Source organism: Stenotrophomonas sp. YJH_SMC_101-4 (assembly GCF_059370395.1).
Window position 1 is genome coordinate 717,192 of record NZ_JCAFTP010000002.1, and the last position, 22,492, is coordinate 739,683.

The window sequence follows — 22,492 nt, forward strand, 5'->3', positions numbered from 1 at the left end:
CCGCCTGGCGGCGAACAGACCCGTGGCAGAATGGCGACCGGCGCACAAGGAGATCTGGTAATGGACTGGTGGGTTGGCTTCAGTCAATGTTGGCCGCCCGGGCAAGGCGGGTGCGTGGTGTGGTGGGACGCCTGGGCGGCAATAGGCGCCTTCGCCGCCGTGATCACGACTGCTGTGCTGGGTGTTGTCACCTATCGTTTGGGAAAAGCAGCCAACGTTGCTAGCAAATTGGCAGTCAGCCTGGCCAGTAAGGAAGCCCAACGACAGCTTGCGCGCGACAGGAAAGAGCGAATTCTCCTGCTGATGCAAGTAACCCCTGAGATCAGTGCAAACCGTGAACGTATCAATGCTCTTCATGCTCATCTCTCTAAAGAGGAGAGCGAGGGATTCTTCTTGGCCGACGTCGCCTACCGAAAAGAATTTATGGAGGACATGGGACAGGTGGCGTTCCCGCTTACGGAGAAATTGGCGGATCGGTATCACTATCTCGACGACCAAACGGGACCAAGGTTGGTCAGAGGAATGGGCCTGTTTGTCTCTCTGCACAACAACTACCGAGCTCTCCTGAATGAACAGCCCGTTGAAGAGCTTGCAAAGGCGCACAAGCTTCTTCTTGCGGTGCTGCCGCGCATTGCCGCTGATCTTGAGGTTGTGAGATTGGCGTGCGGCGCTGCGGTAAGGGAATGTGGGGTAGACAATCCGAGGATCGCGGACGCTACGCCTAGAGAAGGCGGGGTTGAGCCTTAGTGACGGTGTTTCCAAGCCTCGATTGGAATCAGTCATTGATCACCGCCTGGCGTTCGTTTGTACGATGTCGCTCGGCAGCGATCACATCCAGAACCGAGTGGCGTCGAACGTGCCCTTCGATCTGGCCGACCACGGCAGCTGTGCGCACGCGGAAGTGCAGTTCGTCCGGGATCACCACCTGCAATTCCTTGTTGCTGGCGGAAAGGCGCGCCATGCGCAGCGATTCCCAAGTGAGGTGATAGGGACCGCGCTTCACCTGTGTGTCGGCAGTGGTCATCGACACGCCGAGCTCATCAGCGATCTGCCGCATTGTGTAGCGCTTGTTCTCGATCACGCGAGCGTAAAGCGATGCCTTCACTCTACCGGCCCGGACGCGGTAGTCGTGATGCATTCTGGTGAGCATCGGTTCCATTACGCAGCCTCCAACTGCGGTTGCACAGCCGCGCCTACGTTCGCTTCCAAGATGGCGATAAGTGGCGGCGGGCTCACGCTGTTGCCCACCATTGCGACGGCGCGGCTGTTGCTGACCTGTCGACCATCCTGCGTGCGATCGATGATGTAGCTGGCCGGGAAGCCCTGGGCACGAAACAACTCATGCGGCTTGAGCATTCGCAGCCCGATATCCACGATCACATACGGCACGCCGCTCAGATGCACGGTGACCAGCGCGAGCCGGTCCTTCGTGGTGATGGTCGCCAGCGGCTCACCAAGGTCGCCATGCTGTCCGCCCGTGCCGTAGTAGCGCATCAGGAACGCGGCAACGCGGAGTGCGCCGGCTTCCTGTTCTGGGCTCAGGACGCACTCGATGACTCCATGATGAGTAGCACCAGCGCAGATGGTGCTGAGCGGCTCAGTCGTAGTCTGACCGTCCAGGTTCCGGCGCAGCGTCACCAGGTGCGCGGTGGTGAGGCGTTGATGGCTCCCGTTGGCGCAGATGGTCGGCATGGGCTCATCGGCGGCACTGCCGGCGCCCTGGTAGAACCCGACGTTGGCCTGTTCCAGAAACGCCGCCATTACCCCCATGGCATGGGCGGCACCGGCCGGCCGCGCCGCGCCAGCGCCGCTGGTGATGGTCGGCATCGGCTGGCCGGCGTCCGCGCCATCACTGCTGCCCCGGAACTTCACTAAGCTTGCAGCGGCCAGCGCATGCTTGGTACCTCCCGCGACCACAGTGCCCAACGGTTTATCGATGTCGAGACTGCGAGGGGCCTGACCGATCCTCTCGCCGTACCCGGACTGCACAAGCACAGGTGCCACAACGGCGTGGGAACCGCCGCGCGGCAAGGCGGTGATGGTGCCCAGCGGATCACTTCCGGTAGCGACGCCGTTGGCAGATGCGTTCGCGCACTGCACGATGGTGGGCGACACGATCATCATCTCGCCACGGTTGGCTGCAGTGATGGTCGGCATCGGTTCACCGATTCCGTGCGGCCTACGTTCCCCGCCGTGGGTGGCGTGGACGATGAACGGCTCAGCGGCATCCAGCACGAAGCGCTTGATGCCGCGGGCGATGCGCGCCTGCGTCGCGTTCGCGAGCGGCTTCTTGCGGCCAAAGATGCTTGGGCACGGAATGGACCAGTCGATGCTGGACGCTGCCGACACGTGCGACTGTGCGCGGTCAGGACCGTGGGTCGGTTCGGGCCAGACAATCGCCTCACCATCGCAGCGGGCGACCATGTAGAGCCGCTGCCTCGTCGTCCCTGCGCCGTAATCGCAAGCCCGAAGAACACGCCACTCCACCTGATACCCGAGCGCCCGCAGCACAGCGACGAAGCGACGCCAGGTGCTGCCCTCGCGCTTCTTGTCTGGGATAAGGAACTGCTGGTCCAGCGGGACGCGCTCGCCGACAGAGGCGACTGTGCCGTCCAGCTTGATCACGCGGCCGGTCGCCTTGTCGCGCTTGGCGATCAGCGGGCCCCACTTCAGGATCTGCTTGACGTTCTCCAGCGTGATGATGCGCGGACGCACGGTGCCGGCCCAGCGGGGCACAACCCACGAAAGCGAGCGGGTTGCTCGGCTGCGCGGCTGACCACCCTTGGCCTGGCTGAAGTGCGTGCAGTCCGGGCTGGCATGTAGTGCGCCCACAGGGCGACCGCCGCACTCGACGCGCGGGTCTGCTTCCCACACGTCCTGGCACAGGTGGCGAGTAAAGGGGTGATTGGCGGAGTGCAGTCCCACAGCCCAGGGGTTGTGGTTGATCGCAATGTCGACCGCCCGAGCCAGCGCGGTCTCCATCGCGTGGCTGGCGCCGCCTCCTCCTGCGAACAGATCAACTACGATCTCGTCCGCGCGCAGCCGTGATTTGAGGTCGTGCAACGGGAAGCGGAAACCGCCGGAGCCGTCAGCCATGTGCTGCCTCCCAGGCGACAAGCGCCTCAGCTGCAAGCGGCCGCACGAACCATGCCGCTGGACCATCTTCGGTATCACCCAGCCAGACCAAGCGCCAATCTGCGCCGGGGCCAGTGGGCTGCCACGCGCGCATCTCATCCCAGTAGCGATGGTCCCCGGTCTCCACGGCTTCTTCGGTGAAGTCGCCAAACGTCACCTGCAGGTCGAATCCCTGTGCGAGGAACAACGGCCGCAGCGACACTTCGCGACCGTCAGCCCACTTGGGCACGTCCGGGTGGCACAGGATCTCGCCGTCGGCGTTGCGCGCCGGGAGGCGACTCGGGTGGTACAGGCCGCGCCACGGGTCCGCAGGATCGATGACAGTGCGGCTCTGATTCCTGACCAGCTCCAGCAGTTCGTCGGCCTGCGCCAGCCGGGCGCGGGTCGTATCGCAGAGCGGCGTGTCGCCATCCTGCATGCTGCTGCGCAGGGTGGCGCGATAGGCGGTGACGGCGGTTTCGAATACGCGCAGATCCTGCAAGCGCGGCAGGCGGTGGTGCAGATCCCGCAGCGCGGTCTGGGCCTGGCCGAGGGTGATGGCCTTCGCCTGGTTGGGCAGCCACACAGCCTCGACAGCGATCGCGCTGATCGTTTCGAGTGCGTCGCGCAGAACGGGGCAGATCGTGGGAAGAGTGGTAAGTTTTTCGGTCATCGGCGGGCCTGCTCGAATTGGGTGTCGGTGTTGACGAACGCGCCAGCGAGCGGCGCTACTTGGGACGCCTGCTCGGCGCCAGCGGGGCGAAGGGGGAAGGGCACGGCGTGGCGATAGCGGCGGTTGGGGTCCGGTGCGAACTTGCCGCCTTCGATGCGGATCACCTGGTACTCGGGGAACGCCTCATCCGGCAGCGCATCGCGTGCCTCTTCCATCAGCGCGACAAAGCGCGCCTGCCATTCGACCGGCATCGACTGCAGGGTGCGTCGCGGCACCACGTGGTAGGCGGCGCGGCTGACGCCGAATGCATGCCATGCCGGGCCGTCGGAATAGGTGCTGCCGGGCCTGCCGGGTTCAGTGACGGTCGCTGCGTGCGAATCGCTGCTCATGGGTGCCTCAGTCGATGTCATGGGCGGCCATGCGCTCTGCATAGCTGCCGTGGTTGGCGGCGTGACGGCTGACCAGCGGGCGAAGTGGGGTGTGCCCCAGCACCTCGATCTGCCCACCAGCTGCGAGGAAAGCGTCCAGGTCGTCGGCCAGCTGCTGCCGGTCGAGTTCCCGGTGTCGGATCGTGGTCGCCGCGTCACTGACGCCTGTAAGCGGACCTGGCGTGCAGGTCGGCTGCACCAGGGCAGGTGCCGCGCGCAGCGGGCCGATCGCATGCTGTGTGTGGCTGGAGAGGCGCCAGATACCACGCACGCCGGAGCGGTGGCAGATGGCCTGGCCGCTGCGCGCCAGCCCCTTCAACGTGTAGCCGATGGCCTGGTGGGTGCCATTGATGCGGCCAGCGGTCTTGATCTGCTCGACCGTTGCGCCTTGCGGGAACATGGACAGGACCCTGCGCACTTCGGCAGCGCGGCCGGTCTGCTGTGGGCGGGCGCTCATACGCGGGCCTCCGCGAGCAGCTCGCGCATAGCCCAGCCGTGGTGCATGACCTTGGAGGAGCTGTCCGCGATAGCGTCGGGGTTCTCGGTTAGTACGAGCGTGTTGTCCAGCGGATAGCTGCTGTGCCCATCCCAGTCTTCAATCACGGCCTGCAGGCCGAAGTGTTCGCGCAGTTCTTGCGCGTTTGCGTTTTCGCCGCACAGATGCGGCCCATAAACCACAACAGAACAGCTCATGCCTGGATTCCTCGCGTGCGGCGCGTAGCGCGGTTGATGGGGGAGGTCGACCGAACCCGCACGCCCTGGCGGTCGAGCCAGCGGTGCGCCGCCTGTGCGGCCAGTCGGTTGAGGGAAAACGTGACGCCGCCGAGGGTGAGCGAGTGGTGCGATACCCCCACGCTCCGGCTGGCGCTGGCGGCGACCTTCAGGAGCGACTCGCGGGGCGCGCCGGTGTAAAGGCCGGCCCAGAGCCAGCCCTGGCACACCATCAGCACGAGCGACTGGCCCTGATGGCCGGTGGCGAATTGCTGCTCCACTGGCAGGTTGGGCTGCGCGCTCATGCCGTCAGCGCCAGGTCGCGTGCCTTGGCGATCTCGGCCTCGGCGGCGGCAATGCCGCTGGCGGTCAATGTCGCCTTGCGCGGCAGCTGCGGGTCGTCGTACCTGATCAGCACGCGCTCATCCAGCCAGTTCATGACGCGGCGTGTGAAAAGCTTCTCGGGGCGGTTGCGGGGTGCAAAGCCGTTGGCGGTGCGATGGAGAGTGAGGTCGGAAGCGCCATGTGCTGCGAGCAACGCGGCTTTTTCCTTCGGCTTCAGTGGAGCGGCCATGGGCAGTTCTCCTGGTCAGGCGGCGATGGGCGTGGAAGGGGAAGCGGCAGCGATCTCGGCCAGGACTTCGCCCCGATGGCGGGCGAGCAGGGAGATCGGGATACGCAGGTGAGCGAGGCTTGGATCAGTCCAGCGCAGCTCAGCCAGCGCGGCCTTTTCCATCGGTACCGGTCGCGTGGCAAGGCCACACCGATGGCACTCGATGTGTAGCAGCGGCGGGCAGGGGGCGCCCAGGCGATGGCCGGTCGGGGCGCCTTCAGTCACCACGACGTGAGGCCGATGGCCGGGTCCACACAGCGGCACGGAGTCGGGGAGCGGGCGAGAGGTCTGTCGCATGTTCAGCCCCTCACCGAAGTGCTGAGCGTCCAGCGCGCCTTGGCCGCATCGCGGTCTGTGTGCGCCTGGTGGATCTCGGCGATGCGCAGAGGTACGACAATCGCGGCCAACAGCGCGACAGCTGCCCAGGCGAGGCGGAGACGTCGGCTCATGCTGCACCTCCGCCAATCTCTTGCCGCATCGCCCGCAGGCTTTTGACAGGGAGCGCTTCATCCAGGAGTTCGGCGCAGTCGGCGCATGCGTAGTGCGCTCCACCGCCGCCGTCGATGTCGATCCCAAGCACCCAGCCCTCGCGCCCGGCGAGATCCTCGCAGTCGTCAGCGCTCTCAGCGTCCGGGCTGTTCTCATCACAGTTGAAGCACCACAGGTGGTGGTTCTTCGCTGCAAGCGCAGTCATGCCCGCACCTCCGCAGACATGTCGCGCGAGCAGGCTTCCAGGCGGAGGCTGGCAACGCCCATGCGCCGGGAGCGGCGCAGCTGGTTGCGGCTGTGTTCGCCCTTACTGCGAACCCACAGGGTCCGGGCGGTGCTGTGATCGCGTGCTGCCACGGCCCGCAAGGCCTTTACGGCCAACAGGGGCAGCAGGCAGGGGCTTGGATCGGCGTATCGATGAGACATGGCGCGCTCCTGTTCGAAGGAGGGCGCCGGCGGGTCGACGGCCGAGGGGGCGGCTACTGCCGTTCAGGGAGGGGCCGGCAGGGTGGCGACCCGCCGGTCGCCCGCCAGCTGATGAGCTGGCGGAACGAACAATACAACTCTAGTTGTATGCCTGCAACAACCTAAGTTGTTTTTCCTTCTTTTGCCTTGCAGATCACGTCGATAGCCTCGATACCCAGATGAACCTCGGGCTGGCTTGACTGGGCTCGAATGATCCAGAAGTGTTGAAACCCGACATACCCACCAAATCCGTTCTTGGAGTTCACTTCGCCGCAAACGTCACCGTCTGGCAGCCGGCGTACATTCCGGAACTGCGCGCTTTCGGGATCCTTCAGACGGTCCTTGACCAAGGATTGAGCAGTAGCGATAACCTGCACATCCGGGCTGGGCTGAGTGACTGGTGCGGCAGAGTGTTGCTGCGCAACAGGAGCCGAGGCTTCTCCGCTGGTAGTGCTTGCTTCACTGCCATGGGAGAGCTGTGGAGTGGGATCGTCCTTGGGACGGATGTTGTGGCTTTGGTGCATCCAAGTAGCGGCAGCTGCAACTGCAGCCACAACTCCGACTAGGACGACTGGATGGCTGATCTTCATCGCGGTTCCACAATCATGGGTTTGACCAGTCCCGCTTCATCGAAACCGATTCCTTCCACGATGCACTGGTGCGCGCGCTCGAGCTTCACGAGCAGCTCCTGCAACTGATTTGACGAAAGAATGGACAGGCTCGTTTCATCAGCGCTCTCCTGATCAACCAGCCACTGCAAGTCGTATGTCCTGGTGAGCCAGCGAATCCGGCGCAGTAGGAGGTCATGTCCCGATCCCCCAGTTAGATAGACAGCCCTAGGCCTACGACGCCTTGATGGCGCGGCCTCTGCTCGCTCCGCGATCAACTGTGCCAGCATCCTCGCTTGTTGCTCCATCCCTCACCCCCTTAAGAACTCGTGCCAACCAACGCGCGAAGTCGAACCTTTCGCCCGACGCGACAATAGTCGCCTCCTTAGCCAGGTACTCATAAGCCTTCACGAAGAGTTCGGGATCGGCTTCGATATCAAACTCCTTGCCTGCAAGCAGCGAGTAGTACGAATCCAACTCCTCATGCGTGCGGCGGATGATCTCTGGATTGAGTATCAGGGGCTGAGAATCCAGCATCTCGCCTTCGTCGCGTGCGAGCCAGCGGGGGGAGACCCCGGTCTCAATGCAAATGTCCAGAAGGGAAACGGTTGCGTCGGCCTTGCCTGACTCAAGCTTCTGGATCATCTGCTGGCTCAAGCCAACGAGCTTGCCAAGCTGAAGCTGGGTGAGCCCGGCATGCTTTCGGGCTGTCTTGATTCGGGTGCCAAGGTCCATCTTGGAACCTTCACAGCCACGGTTGTTTTTATCAAACAACCTAGGTTGTTGACGAGAACAACCTGGGTTGTTTATCGTGTGCGCCATGGACACTCAGACCTCATGCGCCGAGTGGCGCGCGGTGGAAAGTACGAATGGGCGTGAGGCCCTGCGCCGGGCCGTCGAAGTGGCGGGGGGGCAGACAGCTCTCGCCCGCGCCTTGAGCACGGGAGAGCGCCCAATCAGGCAGGGACATGTATGGGCTTGGTTGAACCGTGAGAACGGAGTACTCCCTTCTGAGTTTGTTCTCCGGGTGGAGTCGCTGACCGGCGTTTCACGGCACGAGTTGCGCAGTGACGTCTTCGGGCCGGAGGGCTGCCCATGAACGTTCCGCTTGCGGAGGGCATAGACCGAGGCCAGGACCCCTGGGCGCGACATGCGTAAGGCGCTCGGGAGCGAAAAGCACTGCGATTACGTCGGTGATGCCCCGCTTTACGTCGTAGGTGCGGATGGCCGTGAAGCGCATGCGTTGGGGGAAGCTGATGATCTCTGCCATGGCGCCAATGTTGCAGCAACCGCAACCCACCTTCCTACGATGATCAATGGCGTATTTCAGGGGGAAGCATGACCTGCCTCCGCTCTGACCTGTACTGGCGGGATGCTCTGCACAATGCAGTGGCACGCGCACCTGGTGGCTTGCAGGATGCGGCAGCGCACATCAGCAAACGCCGAGGCAAGTCGATATCGGCGGAGGCGCTGCGGAAGAAGCTCCGGGGAATCGATGGTGAGTCTGTCTCTATGGAGATGGCCGAGATCCTGACGGACTACCTGCAGCTATTTGTCGGTACGCAGGAGATTGCCACTGACTGGGTGTGCTCCCTCGCAGGCCAATACGACCTGATGGTGGATTACGTACCGCCGCCGCCCGAGGGCGGTTGGCCCGACGAGCTGGCAGCGATCCGGGCAAAGCTGCTGGAGCTGCACAAGCTGACAGGGGCATTGGCTGGTGCGGGCATCGATGCCTTGGCCGACCATCGCTTGACCGTTCCCGAGGCTGATCGTTTCCAGGACCTGTCGCGAGAGGTGCGCAGGCTTTGCTACCGCTTGGAGCGCAACGCGTGCCGTGCGGCAGCACAGCAGGGGTCGGAGGACTGACGTGGCAATTCACCACGCCCATCGATCCAAGTATCGACGGTGTGGTCAGGCCAGCGCTTCAGCGCGGCAAGCCATGGAGATCGCTGCACTTGCGTTGACCGACGCAGTGCCGGGGCTGATAGGCGAGGAAGCATTGGCAGAGCGAGAGCGCATCCGCCAGCGGCAAGAGCAGCAAGACAACCGGCAGCACTGTCTGCCTTTGGGGAATCCAGATGTACCAAGCAAGCATTGATTCGACCCCATCCCCCCGGGTGGCTTGTGAAACGCCGCGTGCTGCCCGCGCTACTGAATCCGCCTTGGCATTGCGAGCCATTCGCAATACCAGCGATGGGTCCTCCCTGGACCTGACGGACGCGGGTATTCGGACGCGCATTTCCTGGGTAGATAGCGGCTCGGGAAACTACTGAATGTCTGAGAACTATGGGGATGTGCTGCAGCAGCTGCAGTCCGCCGGCCTGCTGGTCACCGAACTGGACACCACCGGGCGCATGGTCCGCTGCCGGGTCGAAGGCTCGCGCGAGCGCCGCGGCTGGTACGCGCTCCACGAACTGAACACCTCGGCCGGCGAAGTGCTGGTCGTAGGCACGTACGGTGTCTGGCACGGCAACGAGAACGGCGCAACGAAGGTTGATCTGCGCAAGCGCGACAAGACGTTCTCCGAGGAACAGCGCGAAGCGCTGCGCAACCGGCTCGCCGAGGATCGGCGCAGGGCGGAGGCCGCTCGGCAGAACCAAGCGAAGCGCGCGGCCGAACGGGCGTCGTCGGCCTGGGCCAAGGCCAACGCCGTTGGCGAGGCCGACTACCTGGTCAGCAAGGGCGTGCAGGGTTTCGGCCTGCGCTATGGCACCACGGGCGCCGCACTGGTTCCGCTGCTGGACGTCAACGGCCAGGTGCATGGCTTGCAGGTGTTGCGCAGCGCGAGGCTGGCGGCGGAAGCGCGTAAGCCCGCCAAGGAATACTGGCCGGCCGGGATGGTCAAGAAGGGCCACTTCCATCTGATCGGCGGAAGCCCTCAGTGGATCCTGCTGGTGGCCGAGGGCTATGCCACGGCGGCCACACTGCACATGGCGACGGGCTACCCGGTGGCCGTGGCGTTCGATGCTGGCAACATGCTGGCCGTCGCCTCGGCCCTGGCGAAGCGCTATCGCGGCATCAAGATGCTGCTCTGCGCCGATGACGACGTGTTGCAGAAGTGCCGGCACTGCAAGAGCCGTCTGGTGCTGGCCGAGCATCCGCAGTTCTGCCCATCGTGCGCGCAGCCGCATGGCGCATCGAATGCCGGCCTGCTCGGTGCCGAGGCCGCAGCGCTGGACGTGGGCGGCGCGGTGCTGCACCCGGTATTCGCCGATGAGCCTGCCAGGCGCGAGCGCTTCATCGACACCGGCCGCAAGATCAGCGACTTCAACGATCTGCACGCGCAGGAGGGCCTGCACGTCGTGCGCGCGCAGGCCGAGGCCCGTCTCACGGAGCTCTCCTGGCGGGTGCCGGCAGAAAAACGCGCGCCTTCCATCACCAGCGACGGGGGCGAGGGGACTGATCGCCTTACCCCCATCCATTCGCTGACCGAGCTGCTCGATCGCTTCGCGCTGGTCTATGGGCAGGGCGGCACGGTGTTCGACCACAAGGAGCACATGCTGGTTGCCTTGGGCGATATGCGCGATGCCTGCGTGCGCAAGGAACTGCACCGTGCCTGGATGGAGCATTCGGATCGGTCCATCGTGCGTGTCCGCGAGGTCGACTTCGACCCCTCGGGCGAGAAGCCGGGCGTGACCTGCAATCTCTTCGCAGGCTGGCCGACGGTGCCGCAGGAGGGCAACTGCGACCGGCTACTGCAGCTGCTCTGGCACATGTGCGGTAACGAGGCCAACCAAAAGGCGCTGTACGACTGGGTGGTCAAGTGGCTTGCGTACCCGCTCCAGCATCCGGGCGCCAAGATGAAGTCGACCATCGTCATCCATGGTCCGCAGGGCACCGGCAAGAACATGTTCTTCGATGAGTACATGAAGCTCTACGGTGAGTACGGCCGGGTGCTTGACCAGGCTGCCCTGGAAGACAAGTTCAACGACTGGGCAAGCCGCAAACTGTTCCTGCTGGCCGACGAAGTGGTTGCACGCACCGAGGTCTACCACCTCAAGAACAAGCTCAAGGCGCTGATCACGGGTGACCGCATCCGCATCAACCCGAAGAACATCCAGGCCTACGAGGAAGACAACCACGCCAACCTGGTCTTCCTCTCGAACGAGGCGATGCCGGTCGTGCTGGAAGAGGATGACCGCCGCCATGCCGTGATCTGGACCCCGGATAAGCTGAGCCTGGAGTTTTACGCCGAGGTGCTGGCCGACATCCGCAACGGCGCGACGGCAGCGCTCCACCACTACCTGCTGCAGGTTGACCTGACCGGCTTCACCAACGGCACCAATCCGCCGATGACGCAGGCGAAGGAAGAGCTGATCGGCCTGAGCCAGGACAGCCCGCAGCGGTTCCTGGACGAGCTCTACGGCGATGACATTCCGGGGCTGAAACCCATGCCGGCTCTGTCGAAGGAATGGTACGAGGTCTACAAGGCCTGGTGCGCACGCGAAGGCATGCCACGCCCGGCGCCGTCACCAAAGTTCATCAACGCGCTGGTGCGCAAGCGCCAGATCATCCATCCCGACCGGGCGCGGAAGCGCTACCAGATCGAGCAGACCGTGAACGGGCCGCATGGTTTCCTGATGCTGGGCGATTGCACAGTGCCTGACGGCAAGACAGAGGCGGCATGGCTGGGCGACCAGGTGGTGTCATTCCGCCGCATGTACTCCGACTACAAGGGGCGTGTGTGATCAATATGCCCATCAATGTGCGGCGTGTGGGGGATGTGCGGGCAGATGTGCGGGCATTGAATTGCCGTGAATCGCTTGCAGCAGTGGGCGTGTGCGGGACGTGCGGGCATCGGCCTACATGGGCGGGCGCGGGCGCGAACGGGTCTCGCAACGCCACGCCGCAGTGCGGCTCGCGTGCGTATATGGGTGACCGCACATCCCGCACACGCCGCACACGCCTTGTGCCGCGCGGGTTCAGCGGCTATCGCATCCCGCACACACCAGCGCACAGCCCGCACATGCTCGCGCGCGCGCGTTTTCCGCTTTAACGATCTTCGAAGGAAATGGAGAAGGGGGTAGCAATGGCTGAGGAAGACGTCACGATCACTGGCAAGGAGCTGGCCTCGTTGATCGGCTGCAAGCCGTCCTACGTGGTCGAGCTGAGGAAGAAGGGAAGGGTGGTGGTGGGTGAGGGCGGCAAGGGATTCCTGAAGGCCGCCTCCCTGGAGCTTTACGCTTGCACCGCAGACCCGGTCTATGCCGGTGTCGCCCAGCGCCACGCAGATGAGCGCGGCAGCGCGCTGGTGGGGGGCGGGGATGGGGTCAATGCCGTCGACGCCGACATCGATGACGACGAAGAGGACGGCGACGACGACGAAGCCAGGCCCTCACGTGCTGGTCGGCCGCAGACCCCGGATTCCGCGCGCAAAGCGAAAGCGCTGGCCGACAAGGCGGAGACTGACGCGCACATGGCCCACATCGCGCTGCAGAAGGAGCTGGGGCTGCTGCTGCCGCGCGCGGACGTGGAGGCATTCCTCGCTGAGCATGCGACGACGTTCCGGGGTGCGATGGAGCGTCTGGCCGACACGCTGGCGCCGCAGCTCGCCGCAACGCTGGATGAGGCCGGTTGCCGGCGGCTGGTCTGGGATGAGGTGAGTCATGCCCTGGAAGAACTCAGCCAGGGCTTCCGCACGTTGGCGGCCAAGGCAGCGGAGGCTGCGGAATGATGGAGGCACAGAGCTGCCTGGCGTCGGTGCTGGCGCGCTCGCTGCAGCCGCGGCGGCCCATGAGCGTGTCGCAGTGGTGCGATGAACACATGCGCCTGTCCACCAAGAGCGGCAGCAAGCCCGGGCGCTGGGTGACGGACCGCAACCCGCCACTGCGTGAGCCGATGGACAACATGTCCGCCCGCAGCCCGGTGCATGACCAGGTCTGCATGTTCCCGATCCAGTTCGGCAAGAGCCAGCTGGCGACCAATGCCATGGCCTACTGGATGGACTATGCGCCGGGCCCGATGATGTACGCGCTACCGGGTGAGGTGTCCATGAACAAGTGGATCGCCCAGAAGCTCAACCCGATGATCGAGGTGTGCGCAGCGGTCAAGAAGGCGCTGACCAGCACTGCCAGCCGGGACAGCGCGAACCAGCGCACGTTCAAGGACTTCGCCGGCGGCCAGCTGTTCGTGGAGCACATGGGCAGCCCGCAACGCCTGAAGTCCTCGACGGTGAAGTACCTGCAGGTGGATGAGATCGATGAGGCGCCGCAGCAGCTCTCCACCGGCGACGATCCGGTGAAGATGTTGGACGGCCGCACGTCGTCCTTCCCGACCACCTACAAGCGCCAGTACATCAGCACGCCTGGCATCGCCGGACTCAGCCGGATCGCGAAGCTGTACGACAAGAGCGACCAGCGCCGCTATCACGTGCCGTGCCCCCACTGTGGCCATTACCAGGCGCTGCAGTGGAGTGGCCTGGTGTGGTCGCCCGACAAGAGCCACGCGTGGTACGCCTGTTGCGAGTGCGGCGTCGCCATCGAGGAACACTTCAAGACCGATATGATTGCCAACGGGCGCTGGGTGGCGGCGAACCCGGACTCGCCGATTCGCGGCTACACCATCAATTGCCTGTACTACCAGTTTGGCCTCGGGCCGCGCTGGTTGGACCTGGTGAAGGAGTGGCTGGAGGCACAGGGTGATCCTGCCTCCCTCAAGACCTTCGTGAATGACCGGCTGGCCGAGACGTGGGAAGACCCGTCGATGCGCGCGGTCAAACACAACGTGATCAAGGATCGCGCCGAGCCCTACGCCCTGCGCTTGGCTCCCCTCGGGGTGCTGGCGGTAACAGTGGGTGTCGATACCCAGGATGGCCGCTTGGCGGTCCACACCATTGGCTGGGGGCGTGGCATGACCGCGTGGACCCTCGACTATGTGGAACTGCAAGGCGATCCCGCAGAGGATGCCGTGTGGGTTGCGCTGACGGATCTGCTTAACCGCGCTATCGAGCGAGCGGATGGTGCACTTCTGCGCCCGATGGCCGTTGCTATCGATGCCGGCGGCCACCGCACCGAGGCGGTTAAGAACTACGTTCGCAAGCGGCGTGTCACCCGGCCCATGTGTATTTTCGGCGCCGTGCCGAACAATGCCCCGGTGCTGTCGAAGGGCAAGCTGGCTGACGTGACCTGGAACGGCAAAACGGACAAGCGTGGCATCACCATTCACCACGTCGGCACTGTGGCTGCGAAGCACTATCTGTATAGCCGTCTCTCTGCCGATGCGGAGCGCGCCGTCGAATCGCGCCTGGTGCACTTCAGCGATGAGCTGCCGGATGAGTACTTCCCCGGTTTGGTGTCGGAGGTCTACAACCCGGTGAAGAACCGATTCGAGAAGAGGGTTACGCGTAACGAGCCGCTGGACACTTGGGTCTACGCCTATGCTGCCGCGCACCACCCGGAGGTCCGCCTGCATCGCTACACGCGTGCAGACTGGGACGTGTTGGAAGCCCGCTTGCTGCTGACCGTGAACAGCACGGATTCCCGTGAAACAGAGGCGGCGCCTGTGGAAGTCGAGGCGAAGACTGTTTCGCGTGGAACGCAACAGGTCCGGCCGCGTAGCAGTGGACTGGCACGAGATGGGTGGGCGCTGTAATGGCAAAACGTACCGAGTCAGCGGAAGAGCTGAAGGAGCGGATCCTGGCCGCAATGCGGGCCGATATCGGAATCAGCGAACGCATGGCGCTGCCGTTCGTTGAATCGGTGATGCAGTGCTTTGCCGGTGAGCGACCATATTTCCCTGCGGCGCCTCGGGAGTATCCGATGGCTGAAATAAGAGCCGCACTGGTAGCTGGGATTCCCGTGAAACAGGTCATGTCCAAGTTTGACCTTTCCCGGGCGAAGCTCCACGGACTGTTCCCGGGAGGGCTACCAAGGGCCACGAAAAAGCAACTGTCCACGACTTTGACAAAAGCGGAGACAAAATAGTTTTTCTGTCCTTGTAGATCAGTGAGTTGCGACTACCACTGTCCACGAGTTTGCCTAGAACGTAGACAGTCGGGTGCCTAGCCTATGTAGTCATGAAGACTGCTCAGGCAATGCTGGATTTCTACATCGACGCGGAGGTCGCCGTGCTTTCGGGCCAGACCGTTCGCATCGGTGATCGCCAGTTGACCCGGGCGGACCTGGCTGAGATCCGTTCCGGTCGGAAAGAGTGGCAGGCTGCGGTGCTGCGCACAGACTCAGTCGCCGGTCGGCGGGCACGCTGGGCCAATGCCGATTTCGGTGGGGTGACCTGATGTCCTCCGCGCAGATCGCCAAGGCACGATTGGGCGCCGCAGTCGGCGCGGATCGTGCCATTCAATCGGCGCGGGCACAGATGGCTCCGGTCATCGCCCGCGCACACGAAGTCACGCGGCCGTCGCGAAACCGAAAGCTGGCGAGGGACTGGGGCAGCGGCAATGCCATCGCAGGCATGGATGCGCGCCAGCTTCGCGATCAGGCCCGCCATCTGGAGCGTGACCTGGACCTGGCGGACAACGCGCTGAACGTCCTGGTCCAGAACACGGTTGGCGCAGGCATCGACGTGCTTTCTGCACCTCGACTCCCCGGGCAGCCGATCAACCGCGATCTGGCATTGCAGCTCGACGACCTCTGGGACGCTTGGTGGGACGCGCCCGAGGCCACCCGGACGCACGACTACGGCATGTGCCAGCAGCTGCTGGCACGCAGCTGGTTCCGCGACGGTGATGCGTTCTACCAGGATCTGATCGGCGCCGTGCCGTACTTCGAGCACGGCACCGTTGTGCCGTACAGCTTCGAGATGTTGGAAGCCGACTTGGTGCCGCTGGATTTCAACGATCCGGCGCGCAACATCCTGCAAGGTGTCGAGCGCAACGCCTGGGGCCGGCCTATCGCGTTCCACGTCTACAAGAGTCACCCAGGCGACCCGATGGGCACGCGGCTGGAGACCAAGCGGGTTTCTGCCGAGTTCATGCATTGCATCGCGCTGATGAAGCGCCTGCACCAGGTGCGGGGCCTCAGTGTGTTCGCGAGCGCCATGTCGCGCTTCGAGGACGTGAAGGACTACGAAGAGTCCGAGCGCATTGCTGCCAAAGTGGCGGCGTCGATGACTTTCCAGATCAAGAAGGGCGGCGGCGAGCAGTACGGCGCAGATCTGGGCGGCCAGGCCATCCTTCAGGATGGTGTTCCTATTCGTGAGCTACGCCTTGCTCCCGGTGCGATCTTCGATGATCTGCTGCCGGGCGAGTCTATTGAGAGTCTGGGCACCGACCGGCCAAATCCCAACGCCGCCACCTGGCGTAAGGAACAGTTGCGCGCTGCTGCCGGCGGTATCGGCGTGAGCTATTCCAGCCTGTCGCTGGACTACAACGGCACCTATTCGGCACAGCGTCAGGAGCTGGTCGAGAAGTGGGGCAGCTACCTGATGCTGGCCGAACGCTTCATTGCCCTGTGCGTGCGACCGCAGCGCATGCGTTTCGTGGAGGCATGCGTGCTTTCGGGTCGCGTGCGCCTGCCCCGTGGCTGGACGCTGCGGGACCTGGCAGCCTCCACGTACGTCCGCCCGGTGATGCCGTGGATTGATCCGTTGAAGGAGGCCTACGCGCGCGGCGAGGCGGAGGACCGTGGCTGGGTGTCGCCGCAGCAGAACACGCTTCAGTACGGCAACAACCCCGCTGAGGTCCTGCGTCAGCGTCAGGACTGGCAGGAACAGACCCAGACCCTTGCGCCGCCGGCGCCCAACACCAGTGCAGAAGTGCGTGCCCAAGTCTTGGGCCAGCTGACGCGCGATCTCTCCAGGAGCGAATGACATGCGTGCACGCCTGTTGGCCAGCGCGATCCAGAACACCATCCGCGCGGACGCGGCAACCGAAGCCGAGCTCGGCCCGGCCTTGTATCAGGTCCGGGCAGAGGCCGATGTCGCCGACGTGATGATCTATGGCGCCATCGGTGGCTATCTGTTCGAAGAGTCGGTGTCCGCTGCCGACCTGGTTGAGCGGATCGGCCAGATCACTGCAGGCACCATCCACGTGCGCTTGAACAGTGTTGGTGGTGTCGTCGCTGACGGCATGGCCATCCACAACGCGCTGCAGGCCCATCCGGCGCACAAGATCGTCACCGTGGAAGGGCAGGCCGCTTCCATCGCCTCGTTGATTCTGCAGGCCGGCGATGAACGCCGGGTCTATGCCAGCTCCCTGGTCATGGTTCATGCACCACGTACCGTGGCTGCGGGCAGCGCTACCGCATTCCGCCAGAACGCAGAGGCGTTGGACGCGCACGCGTCGGCCATGTTGGAGGCCTACGCCGCCCGCTCTGGGCGGCGTGAAGAGATGGAGCGACTGCTTACCGACGACGCAGACCACTGGTTCTCCGGTCCGCAGGCGGTCGATGCCGGCCTGGCCGATCTGGTGGTGGACGCCGACCCCGGTGCCACGGCGATGTGGTCGTCGGCATCGACCGTCGCCATCAGCGGCTATCTGCAGTCCATCGAGGGTGCTGGCGCGCCCGTGCTGTCCCAGCTGCGTCGAAGCATTGTCGCCAGCCTCTCTCCGCAAGTATTTGCCTCGCTTTCCGAGGTCAGCCAGTCGGCCGTGATCGGCCATATCGAGGATCCAACCATGAAGAAGCAGTACAGCGCCATCCTCGCGAACGCCGGTCGACAGAGCCCGGCAGTCGCAACCACTGCCGCCGCACCCCTCACCCCGGTCGTGGCCGCGGCTCCCGTTCCCGCGCCGACGTCGGGCGATCCGGTCCAGGCCGCTTTGGGTGCGTTGCGCGAGCGCAACACCCAGATCCAGGCCATTGCGCTCCCGCACATGGGCAACGCACAGGTCCGTGAGTACGTGGATGGCGTGATGGCGCAGGCAGACTCCAACATCACCGCCGACGCGGTGGGTCGCCACATCCTGGCACTGCTGGGCAGCAACGCTGCACCGCTCAATGGTGGTGCGGCCATCACTGCTGGTACCGACCAGCGCGATCTGACCCGCTCGGCCATGTCCAATGCGATCCAGGCTCGTGCCGGTCTGGTCCAGGCGACAGATGGCAACGCCTTCCGTGGCATGTCCCTGACCGAGATCGCCCGCGCTTGCGTGCAGCAGGCCGGTGTGGATACCCGTGGCATGGAGCGATTGGAAGTGGTCGGCATGGCCTTCACCCACAGCAGCTCGGACTTCCCGCAGCTGCTGGGAGACGCTTCGCGCCGGGCGCTGCTGCAGGGCTACCAGGAAGTGGAAGAAACCTTCGACCAGTACACCCGCCCGGTGAATGTGAGCGACTTCAAGCCGACCAACCTGGTGGGTCTGGGCGCCTTCTCTGATCTGGATGTCGTCCCGGAAGGCGGCGAGTACAAGCAGGGTTCGTTCTCCGAGCAGTCGCAGGCCATGAAGATCGTGACCTACGGCAAGCTGTTCACCATCACCCGCCAGGCCATCATCAACGACGAACTGGGCGTGTTTGGAGACGTGCCGCGAAAGATGGGCCAGGCTGCACGCCGTACGCTTGCCAAGGCGGTGTTCGACCTGATCAACGGCAACCCCAAGCTGGCCGATGGGAAGACCCTTTTCCATGCTGACCACAACAACCTGCTGCCGGCTGCGTTGATCAGCACTGCCAGCGTCGGCGCGATGCAGGCCGCCATGCGCCTGCAGAAGGATGCTGACGGCAATCTCATTCAGGTGCCGATGCGTGGCCTGCTGACGCCGGTGGCCCTCAGCGGCTTGGCGAAGACCGTACGCACCGCCCAGTTCGCCGTGGGCGCGGGCGTTGGCAGCAACGACCCCAACATCGTGCGTGAAACCTTCGAAGTCTGGGACGACGGTCGTCTGGACGCCAAGAGCGCTCAGGCCTGGTACGGCATCTCCAACCCGGCCTACGTCGACGGCATCGTGGTGGGCTATCTCGACGGCAACCAGACGCCGTATCTGGAACAGCACCAGGGCTTCACCGTCGATGGCGTGGCCTGGAAGGTGCGCCTGGATGCGGCACCGGCCATTGCCGACTACCGCGGGATCTACAAGAACCCGGGTAATCCCTGACCGTCCCGCATCGGGGTCGCCGCGTGGGCGGCGGCCTGCTGAATCCCTTCACGCATCCGGAGATTTATCTATGAAGAACGCACATCAGGACGGCCGCGTGCTCGACGTGACCCTGGCCGATGACGTCAAAAGTGGCGAGCTGCTGGTACAGGGCAAGTTGGTTGCCATCGCCGTTACCGATGGCAAGGCCGGCGAGACTATCGCAACGCATGTCGAAGGCGTGTTCGAGCTGCCCAAGCTGCCGGCTGCCGTGTTCGCTGCCGGCGCCACCGTCAACTGGGACGTCGCCGCCGGCAACGCCATTGCTGCTGCAGCTGGTGCTGGACAGGTGGGCGACATCGGCTTCGCTGTCTATCCAGCCAGTGCCGGTGCACTGACCGTGTTCGTCCGGCTCACCCCGGGCTCGGCTGCAGCAGGCGCGTAACCGAACAGGCCGGCACCGCTCACAGACGCCTGGGTGGCGTGAGCGGTGCCGGTTCTTCCACAGCGACAACGGGGGATCGCATGAGCACCACCAGCACGCCGCGCGGCGTACGCAACAACAATCCTGGCAACATCGACCGCACCAGCACGCCCTGGCAGGGCGAGGATCGGTCGGCAGCTGCCATCGCTCGCGAGGCTCGCTTCTGCGTCTTCCTGACCCCGCAGGCGGGTTTCAGGGCTCTGGGCAAAACACTGCTCACCTATCAGCGGAAGCACGGCCTCCGCACGGTGAAGGAGATCATCGGACGCTGGGCACCACCGGTGGAGAACGATACGGGCGCCTACGTCCGGCAGGTTGCGGCGGCGGTGGGCGTCGCACCTTCCGAAGTCATCCGGTTGGATAACCCGGTGACGCTGGGGCGTCTCGCGACGGCCATCGCAAAGCATGAGAACGGTGGCATGTACTGGAGTGCCGATGTGGTCAGTGCTGGTGTCGCCGAGGCGCTCAGCTGATGGTCGGCGGCGGTGTCACTGCCACGGCTCCCTGGTGGGCTGCGGGCAGCGTCGTAGCCGTGTGGATTCTGCGCGAGACCTGGGCTGCATTTCTGTCGCGCAAGAAGGAGCGCACCGAGACTGATGCGAACGTGGATCTCATCAAGGGTCTTTCCGAGCGTATCGGGTCGCTGGAACAGAGGGTCTCGGTCCAGGACGAGCGGCTGCAGCAAGAGATGATGATGCGGCTCAAGGCACAGGAGGAGGCCAGCGCATTGCGGATGCGAGTCCGGCAGCTTGAATCCACGCTGCGTGGGCTCGGTGCAGTCATTCCGCCTGAAGACCCGGCGGTGTCCGCATGATCCGTGCCCTCATCCTCGCCACTCTTCTGCTGCTGGGCGTGATTGTCTGGCAGCGAGGCTCGGTTTCTATCGCGCACCGCGCGACCGACAAGGCAGCTGCCGCCCGTAACGTGATGGAGCGCGAACGTGATGCGGCCCGGGCCGAGGCGAATGCAACGGCCGCCACGCTAGCGGCCGAACGCGGCAGCGCAGCCGCTGCGAACGCTTTGGCCGCCACATATGAAAAGGAAAAGGACGATGCACAGAAAGCCGCTGATCGCCTTATCGCTGATCTTCGCGCTGGCAACCAGCGCCTGCACCAGCGCTGGCAAGCGACCGTCGCCACCGCCGAGCTGTCCGCAGCCGCCGCAGCCGCCAGCCAGCCTGATGGTCGAGCCGACGACCGAATTGAGAGTGCGGGCCGAGCTGTTGGCGCCGCAGCCCAGTGCGACGCACAGGTGAGGGGACTGCAGTCCTTTGCCCTGCTATGCGCCGGAGGTGGGAAGTGAGCGAGGTCGACTTCCTCCGCGATTTGGATGGCACGTTGCACGCCGCCTTTACGCTGGCGGGCATGGCGTCGCGAGGTCGGTATACGGCCAAGGATGGTTCGGCCACCGAGGGCGTGCGTGCCTACGTGGAGCGCGCCGTTGAGACCATCGGCGAACTGCGCCAGTTCAGGGCAGCGCGTGTGGAGATCGCGTACCTGCGATCGGATGTAGCGCCTGACCAGGGCGATCGCTTCGAGGTGGTTTCGAGCGCGTTTGGTACTGAGGTCTTCGTCAACAGCAAGAAGATCAGCGATGACGGCTCGCAGAGCCGCTGGCTGGTGAGCCGTGGATGACCTGGCAGAGCCGCTGTCGTGGCAGCTGGTGGAGTTCCTCGCTGCTCGCGTCCGCCTGATCTCGCGCAGCAGTGGCTTCCGCACCGACATCGGTGCGGGCGCCGTGATCATCGATGAAACCGAGATCAGCGAGGACAGCACCGAGCCGGCAACGATCATCTCTGTCCGCCAGCTTTCGCGCAGCGGCGGCGGTGTGGCCCAGTCCAGCTCCGATGCGGCCATCACCATCGAGTTCGAAGTCCCGCGTAGCAGCGATGAAGCGAATCCTAGGCTGCTCGTTCATCGCGCGCGCCATGACCTGATCCGCGCCCTGACGTTCAAAGAGAAGTCGCTGCCGCTGGGGGTGACCAGCTTCGAGCTGATCGAAACCCAGCTTGCGACCCTGGAGGACGATGCAGGGCATACCGCCGTAGTCGCTCAGATCACCGCGCGGGCTGGTCTGATCGAGACCTTTGAGCCCGTGTCCAACCCGTAAAGGAACCAGAACCATGGCACAGCCAAAAGTCCGCAAATTCGCAGGTGACCTGCGCTTCTGGGAGCACGGCGCCGAGGGCGTTCGCGTCCCCGTCATTCCCGAGCCCGCCGACAAGTTCGGCAACCAGCCCCTGGAGCAGTCCTCGCTGACCTTCAGCTACGAAGCCGGCGATTCGGTGGAGATCAAAAGCAAGCGCCGCGATGCTCGCTATCAGCAGATCATCCACAAGGATTCGAATCCGGGCGTCACCAACGTCTCGATTACCGCGCTGGAAGTGCCTCCGGCCTTCCTGGCACGCATGCTGTACGGCACCCTGGTCAACACCACTGTGGCAGCCGGCTCGGCCAGCGCTGTGTCGGTCACTGTTGGCAGCGTGGATACCCCCGTGAAGCTGCCGCACAACTTCATCGAAGCAACGCCGGCGCCGGTGTTCAAGAAGGGCGCAGTGGACCTGGTGAAGGGCACCGACTATGACCTCGAACCCCGTCATGGTCTGCTGATCCCCAAGAAGGGTGGCGCGCTGCAGGCCGGTGATGTTGTGACGGCCGATTACAACTTCGATGCCTACCTGGAAACCGCAATCAGCGGCGGTACCACGCCGAGCAAGTCGTTCCAGGTCCTGGGCGACATGGAGGACCGCATCAGTGGCGACGAGGGCCTGCTGTCGATCCCCAATGTCGACCTGACCGTGGATGGCGACGTTGACTGGTTCAGCGACGAACCGATCCAGGTGACTTTGACCGGCCCGGTCATCTTCCAGGCCGGCGAGGCCGATCTCTACACCTTCAAGATCGCCGCGCAGTCGGCGGGCTGAGGCTGCCGGT

At 64.3% G+C, this 22,492-nt stretch carries 31 protein-coding genes; 18 read left to right on the top strand and 13 right to left on the bottom strand.

Going from position 1 to position 22,492, the window contains the following annotated elements:
* The first annotated feature begins 60 nt into the window (after positions 1-60).
* Positions 61-747, top strand: coding sequence for a hypothetical protein (locus tag AC5P8D_RS09530; protein ID WP_495203255.1), 687 nt, complete (start codon positions 61-63; stop codon positions 745-747).
* 28 nt (positions 748-775) lie between these two features.
* Here AC5P8D_RS09530 and AC5P8D_RS09535 read toward each other — a convergent pair whose 3' ends face one another.
* From AC5P8D_RS09535 to AC5P8D_RS09595, 13 genes are all read right to left on the bottom strand, one after another.
* On the bottom strand, positions 776-1,159 hold the full coding sequence (locus AC5P8D_RS09535; protein WP_495203256.1) for a hypothetical protein: 384 nt from the start codon (positions 1,157-1,159) through the stop codon (positions 776-778).
* Positions 1,159-3,096 (bottom strand): DNA cytosine methyltransferase, encoded by a 1,938-nt coding sequence (locus AC5P8D_RS09540; RefSeq protein WP_495203257.1) that lies wholly within the window; start codon positions 3,094-3,096, stop codon positions 1,159-1,161. The genes AC5P8D_RS09535 and AC5P8D_RS09540 overlap by 1 nt, the downstream gene beginning before the upstream one ends.
* Positions 3,089-3,787 carry a hypothetical protein gene (locus tag AC5P8D_RS09545; RefSeq protein WP_495203258.1) on the bottom strand — a complete coding sequence of 233 codons (699 nt, stop codon included), beginning with the start codon at positions 3,785-3,787 and terminating at the stop codon, positions 3,089-3,091. The genes AC5P8D_RS09540 and AC5P8D_RS09545 overlap by 8 nt, the downstream gene beginning before the upstream one ends.
* The gene (locus AC5P8D_RS09550) at positions 3,784-4,176 is read right to left on the bottom strand and encodes a hypothetical protein (RefSeq protein WP_495203259.1); all 393 of its coding nucleotides are present in this window, start codon (positions 4,174-4,176) and stop codon (positions 3,784-3,786) included. Before AC5P8D_RS09550 ends, AC5P8D_RS09545 begins: the two co-directional genes overlap by 4 nt.
* A 7-nt stretch (positions 4,177-4,183) precedes the next feature.
* A complete protein-coding gene (locus tag AC5P8D_RS09555; RefSeq protein ID WP_495203260.1) occupies positions 4,184-4,672 on the bottom strand; it encodes a hypothetical protein in 489 nt (162 codons plus the stop codon).
* Positions 4,669-4,908, bottom strand: a complete 240-nt coding sequence (locus AC5P8D_RS09560; RefSeq protein WP_495203261.1) for a hypothetical protein — start codon at positions 4,906-4,908, stop codon at positions 4,669-4,671. Before AC5P8D_RS09560 ends, AC5P8D_RS09555 begins: the two co-directional genes overlap by 4 nt.
* Complete coding sequence (locus AC5P8D_RS09565; protein ID WP_495203262.1) at positions 4,905-5,231, bottom strand: hypothetical protein; 327 nt, start codon at positions 5,229-5,231, stop codon at positions 4,905-4,907. Before AC5P8D_RS09565 ends, AC5P8D_RS09560 begins: the two co-directional genes overlap by 4 nt.
* Positions 5,228-5,500 carry a hypothetical protein gene (locus AC5P8D_RS09570; protein WP_180860010.1) on the bottom strand — a complete coding sequence of 91 codons (273 nt, stop codon included), beginning with the start codon at positions 5,498-5,500 and terminating at the stop codon, positions 5,228-5,230. Before AC5P8D_RS09570 ends, AC5P8D_RS09565 begins: the two co-directional genes overlap by 4 nt.
* Positions 5,501-5,838: 338 nt before the next feature.
* A complete protein-coding gene (locus AC5P8D_RS09575; RefSeq protein ID WP_495203263.1) occupies positions 5,839-5,988 on the bottom strand; it encodes a hypothetical protein in 150 nt (49 codons plus the stop codon).
* Positions 5,985-6,233 (bottom strand): hypothetical protein, encoded by a 249-nt coding sequence (locus tag AC5P8D_RS09580; RefSeq protein ID WP_495203264.1) that lies wholly within the window; start codon positions 6,231-6,233, stop codon positions 5,985-5,987. Before AC5P8D_RS09580 ends, AC5P8D_RS09575 begins: the two co-directional genes overlap by 4 nt.
* A gap of 382 nt (positions 6,234-6,615) precedes the next feature.
* Positions 6,616-7,083: a hypothetical protein gene (locus AC5P8D_RS09585; RefSeq protein ID WP_154348790.1), complete on the bottom strand. Its 468-nt coding sequence runs from the start codon at positions 7,081-7,083 to the stop codon at positions 6,616-6,618.
* On the bottom strand, positions 7,080-7,253 hold the full coding sequence (locus AC5P8D_RS09590; protein WP_154348791.1) for a hypothetical protein: 174 nt from the start codon (positions 7,251-7,253) through the stop codon (positions 7,080-7,082). Before AC5P8D_RS09590 ends, AC5P8D_RS09585 begins: the two co-directional genes overlap by 4 nt.
* Positions 7,254-7,335: 82 nt before the next feature.
* Complete coding sequence (locus tag AC5P8D_RS09595; RefSeq protein WP_495203265.1) at positions 7,336-7,836, bottom strand: helix-turn-helix domain-containing protein; 501 nt, start codon at positions 7,834-7,836, stop codon at positions 7,336-7,338.
* Between the two features lie 85 nt (positions 7,837-7,921).
* Between AC5P8D_RS09595 and AC5P8D_RS09600 the strand changes: the two genes are divergently transcribed.
* The 17 genes from AC5P8D_RS09600 (at position 7,922) to AC5P8D_RS09680 (ending at position 22,482) form a co-directional block, all read left to right on the top strand.
* A complete protein-coding gene (locus AC5P8D_RS09600; protein WP_154348793.1) occupies positions 7,922-8,200 on the top strand; it encodes a transcriptional regulator in 279 nt (92 codons plus the stop codon).
* A 51-nt stretch (positions 8,201-8,251) separates the two neighbouring features.
* Positions 8,252-8,443: a hypothetical protein gene (locus AC5P8D_RS09605; protein WP_495203266.1), complete on the top strand. Its 192-nt coding sequence runs from the start codon at positions 8,252-8,254 to the stop codon at positions 8,441-8,443.
* Positions 8,444-8,619: 176 nt separating this feature from the next.
* The gene (locus AC5P8D_RS09610) at positions 8,620-8,970 is read left to right on the top strand and encodes a hypothetical protein (protein WP_305730415.1); all 351 of its coding nucleotides are present in this window, start codon (positions 8,620-8,622) and stop codon (positions 8,968-8,970) included.
* Positions 8,971-9,398: 428 nt separating this feature from the next.
* Positions 9,399-11,792 carry a DUF5906 domain-containing protein gene (locus AC5P8D_RS09615; protein ID WP_495203267.1) on the top strand — a complete coding sequence of 798 codons (2,394 nt, stop codon included), beginning with the start codon at positions 9,399-9,401 and terminating at the stop codon, positions 11,790-11,792.
* Positions 11,793-12,133: 341 nt separating this feature from the next.
* Positions 12,134-12,778, top strand: coding sequence for a hypothetical protein (locus tag AC5P8D_RS09620; protein WP_478429496.1), 645 nt, complete (start codon positions 12,134-12,136; stop codon positions 12,776-12,778).
* Positions 12,775-14,694: a phage terminase large subunit family protein gene (locus tag AC5P8D_RS09625; protein ID WP_495203268.1), complete on the top strand. Its 1,920-nt coding sequence runs from the start codon at positions 12,775-12,777 to the stop codon at positions 14,692-14,694. The genes AC5P8D_RS09620 and AC5P8D_RS09625 overlap by 4 nt, the downstream gene beginning before the upstream one ends.
* Complete coding sequence (locus AC5P8D_RS09630; protein WP_495203269.1) at positions 14,694-15,026, top strand: hypothetical protein; 333 nt, start codon at positions 14,694-14,696, stop codon at positions 15,024-15,026. Before AC5P8D_RS09625 ends, AC5P8D_RS09630 begins: the two co-directional genes overlap by 1 nt.
* Before the next feature lie 92 nt (positions 15,027-15,118).
* Positions 15,119-15,337 carry a DUF6148 family protein gene (locus AC5P8D_RS09635; RefSeq protein ID WP_495203270.1) on the top strand — a complete coding sequence of 73 codons (219 nt, stop codon included), beginning with the start codon at positions 15,119-15,121 and terminating at the stop codon, positions 15,335-15,337.
* A complete protein-coding gene (locus tag AC5P8D_RS09640; protein WP_495203271.1) occupies positions 15,337-16,869 on the top strand; it encodes a phage portal protein in 1,533 nt (510 codons plus the stop codon). Before AC5P8D_RS09635 ends, AC5P8D_RS09640 begins: the two co-directional genes overlap by 1 nt.
* A 1-nt stretch (position 16,870) precedes the next feature.
* Complete coding sequence (locus AC5P8D_RS09645; protein WP_495203272.1) at positions 16,871-19,096, top strand: ClpP-like prohead protease/major capsid protein fusion protein; 2,226 nt, start codon at positions 16,871-16,873, stop codon at positions 19,094-19,096.
* Positions 19,097-19,166: 70 nt separating this feature from the next.
* On the top strand, positions 19,167-19,520 hold the full coding sequence (locus tag AC5P8D_RS09650) for a DUF2190 family protein (protein ID WP_495203273.1): 354 nt from the start codon (positions 19,167-19,169) through the stop codon (positions 19,518-19,520).
* An 80-nt stretch (positions 19,521-19,600) separates the two neighbouring features.
* Complete coding sequence (locus AC5P8D_RS09655; protein ID WP_253119672.1) at positions 19,601-20,032, top strand: structural protein P5; 432 nt, start codon at positions 19,601-19,603, stop codon at positions 20,030-20,032.
* Positions 20,033-20,091: 59 nt separating this feature from the next.
* Positions 20,092-20,373 (top strand): hypothetical protein, encoded by a 282-nt coding sequence (locus AC5P8D_RS09660; protein ID WP_289213906.1) that lies wholly within the window; start codon positions 20,092-20,094, stop codon positions 20,371-20,373.
* Positions 20,370-20,861, top strand: coding sequence for a lysis system spanin subunit (locus AC5P8D_RS09665; protein ID WP_495203274.1), 492 nt, complete (start codon positions 20,370-20,372; stop codon positions 20,859-20,861). Before AC5P8D_RS09660 ends, AC5P8D_RS09665 begins: the two co-directional genes overlap by 4 nt.
* Entirely contained in the window at positions 20,858-21,193 is a 336-nt protein-coding gene (locus tag AC5P8D_RS09670; protein WP_495203275.1) for a head-tail joining protein, read from the top strand. The genes AC5P8D_RS09665 and AC5P8D_RS09670 overlap by 4 nt, the downstream gene beginning before the upstream one ends.
* Positions 21,186-21,668: a hypothetical protein gene (locus tag AC5P8D_RS09675; protein ID WP_495203276.1), complete on the top strand. Its 483-nt coding sequence runs from the start codon at positions 21,186-21,188 to the stop codon at positions 21,666-21,668. The genes AC5P8D_RS09670 and AC5P8D_RS09675 overlap by 8 nt, the downstream gene beginning before the upstream one ends.
* Before the next feature lie 13 nt (positions 21,669-21,681).
* Entirely contained in the window at positions 21,682-22,482 is an 801-nt protein-coding gene (locus AC5P8D_RS09680; RefSeq protein WP_329765987.1) for a phage tail tube protein, read from the top strand.
* Positions 22,483-22,492 lie beyond the last annotated feature (10 nt).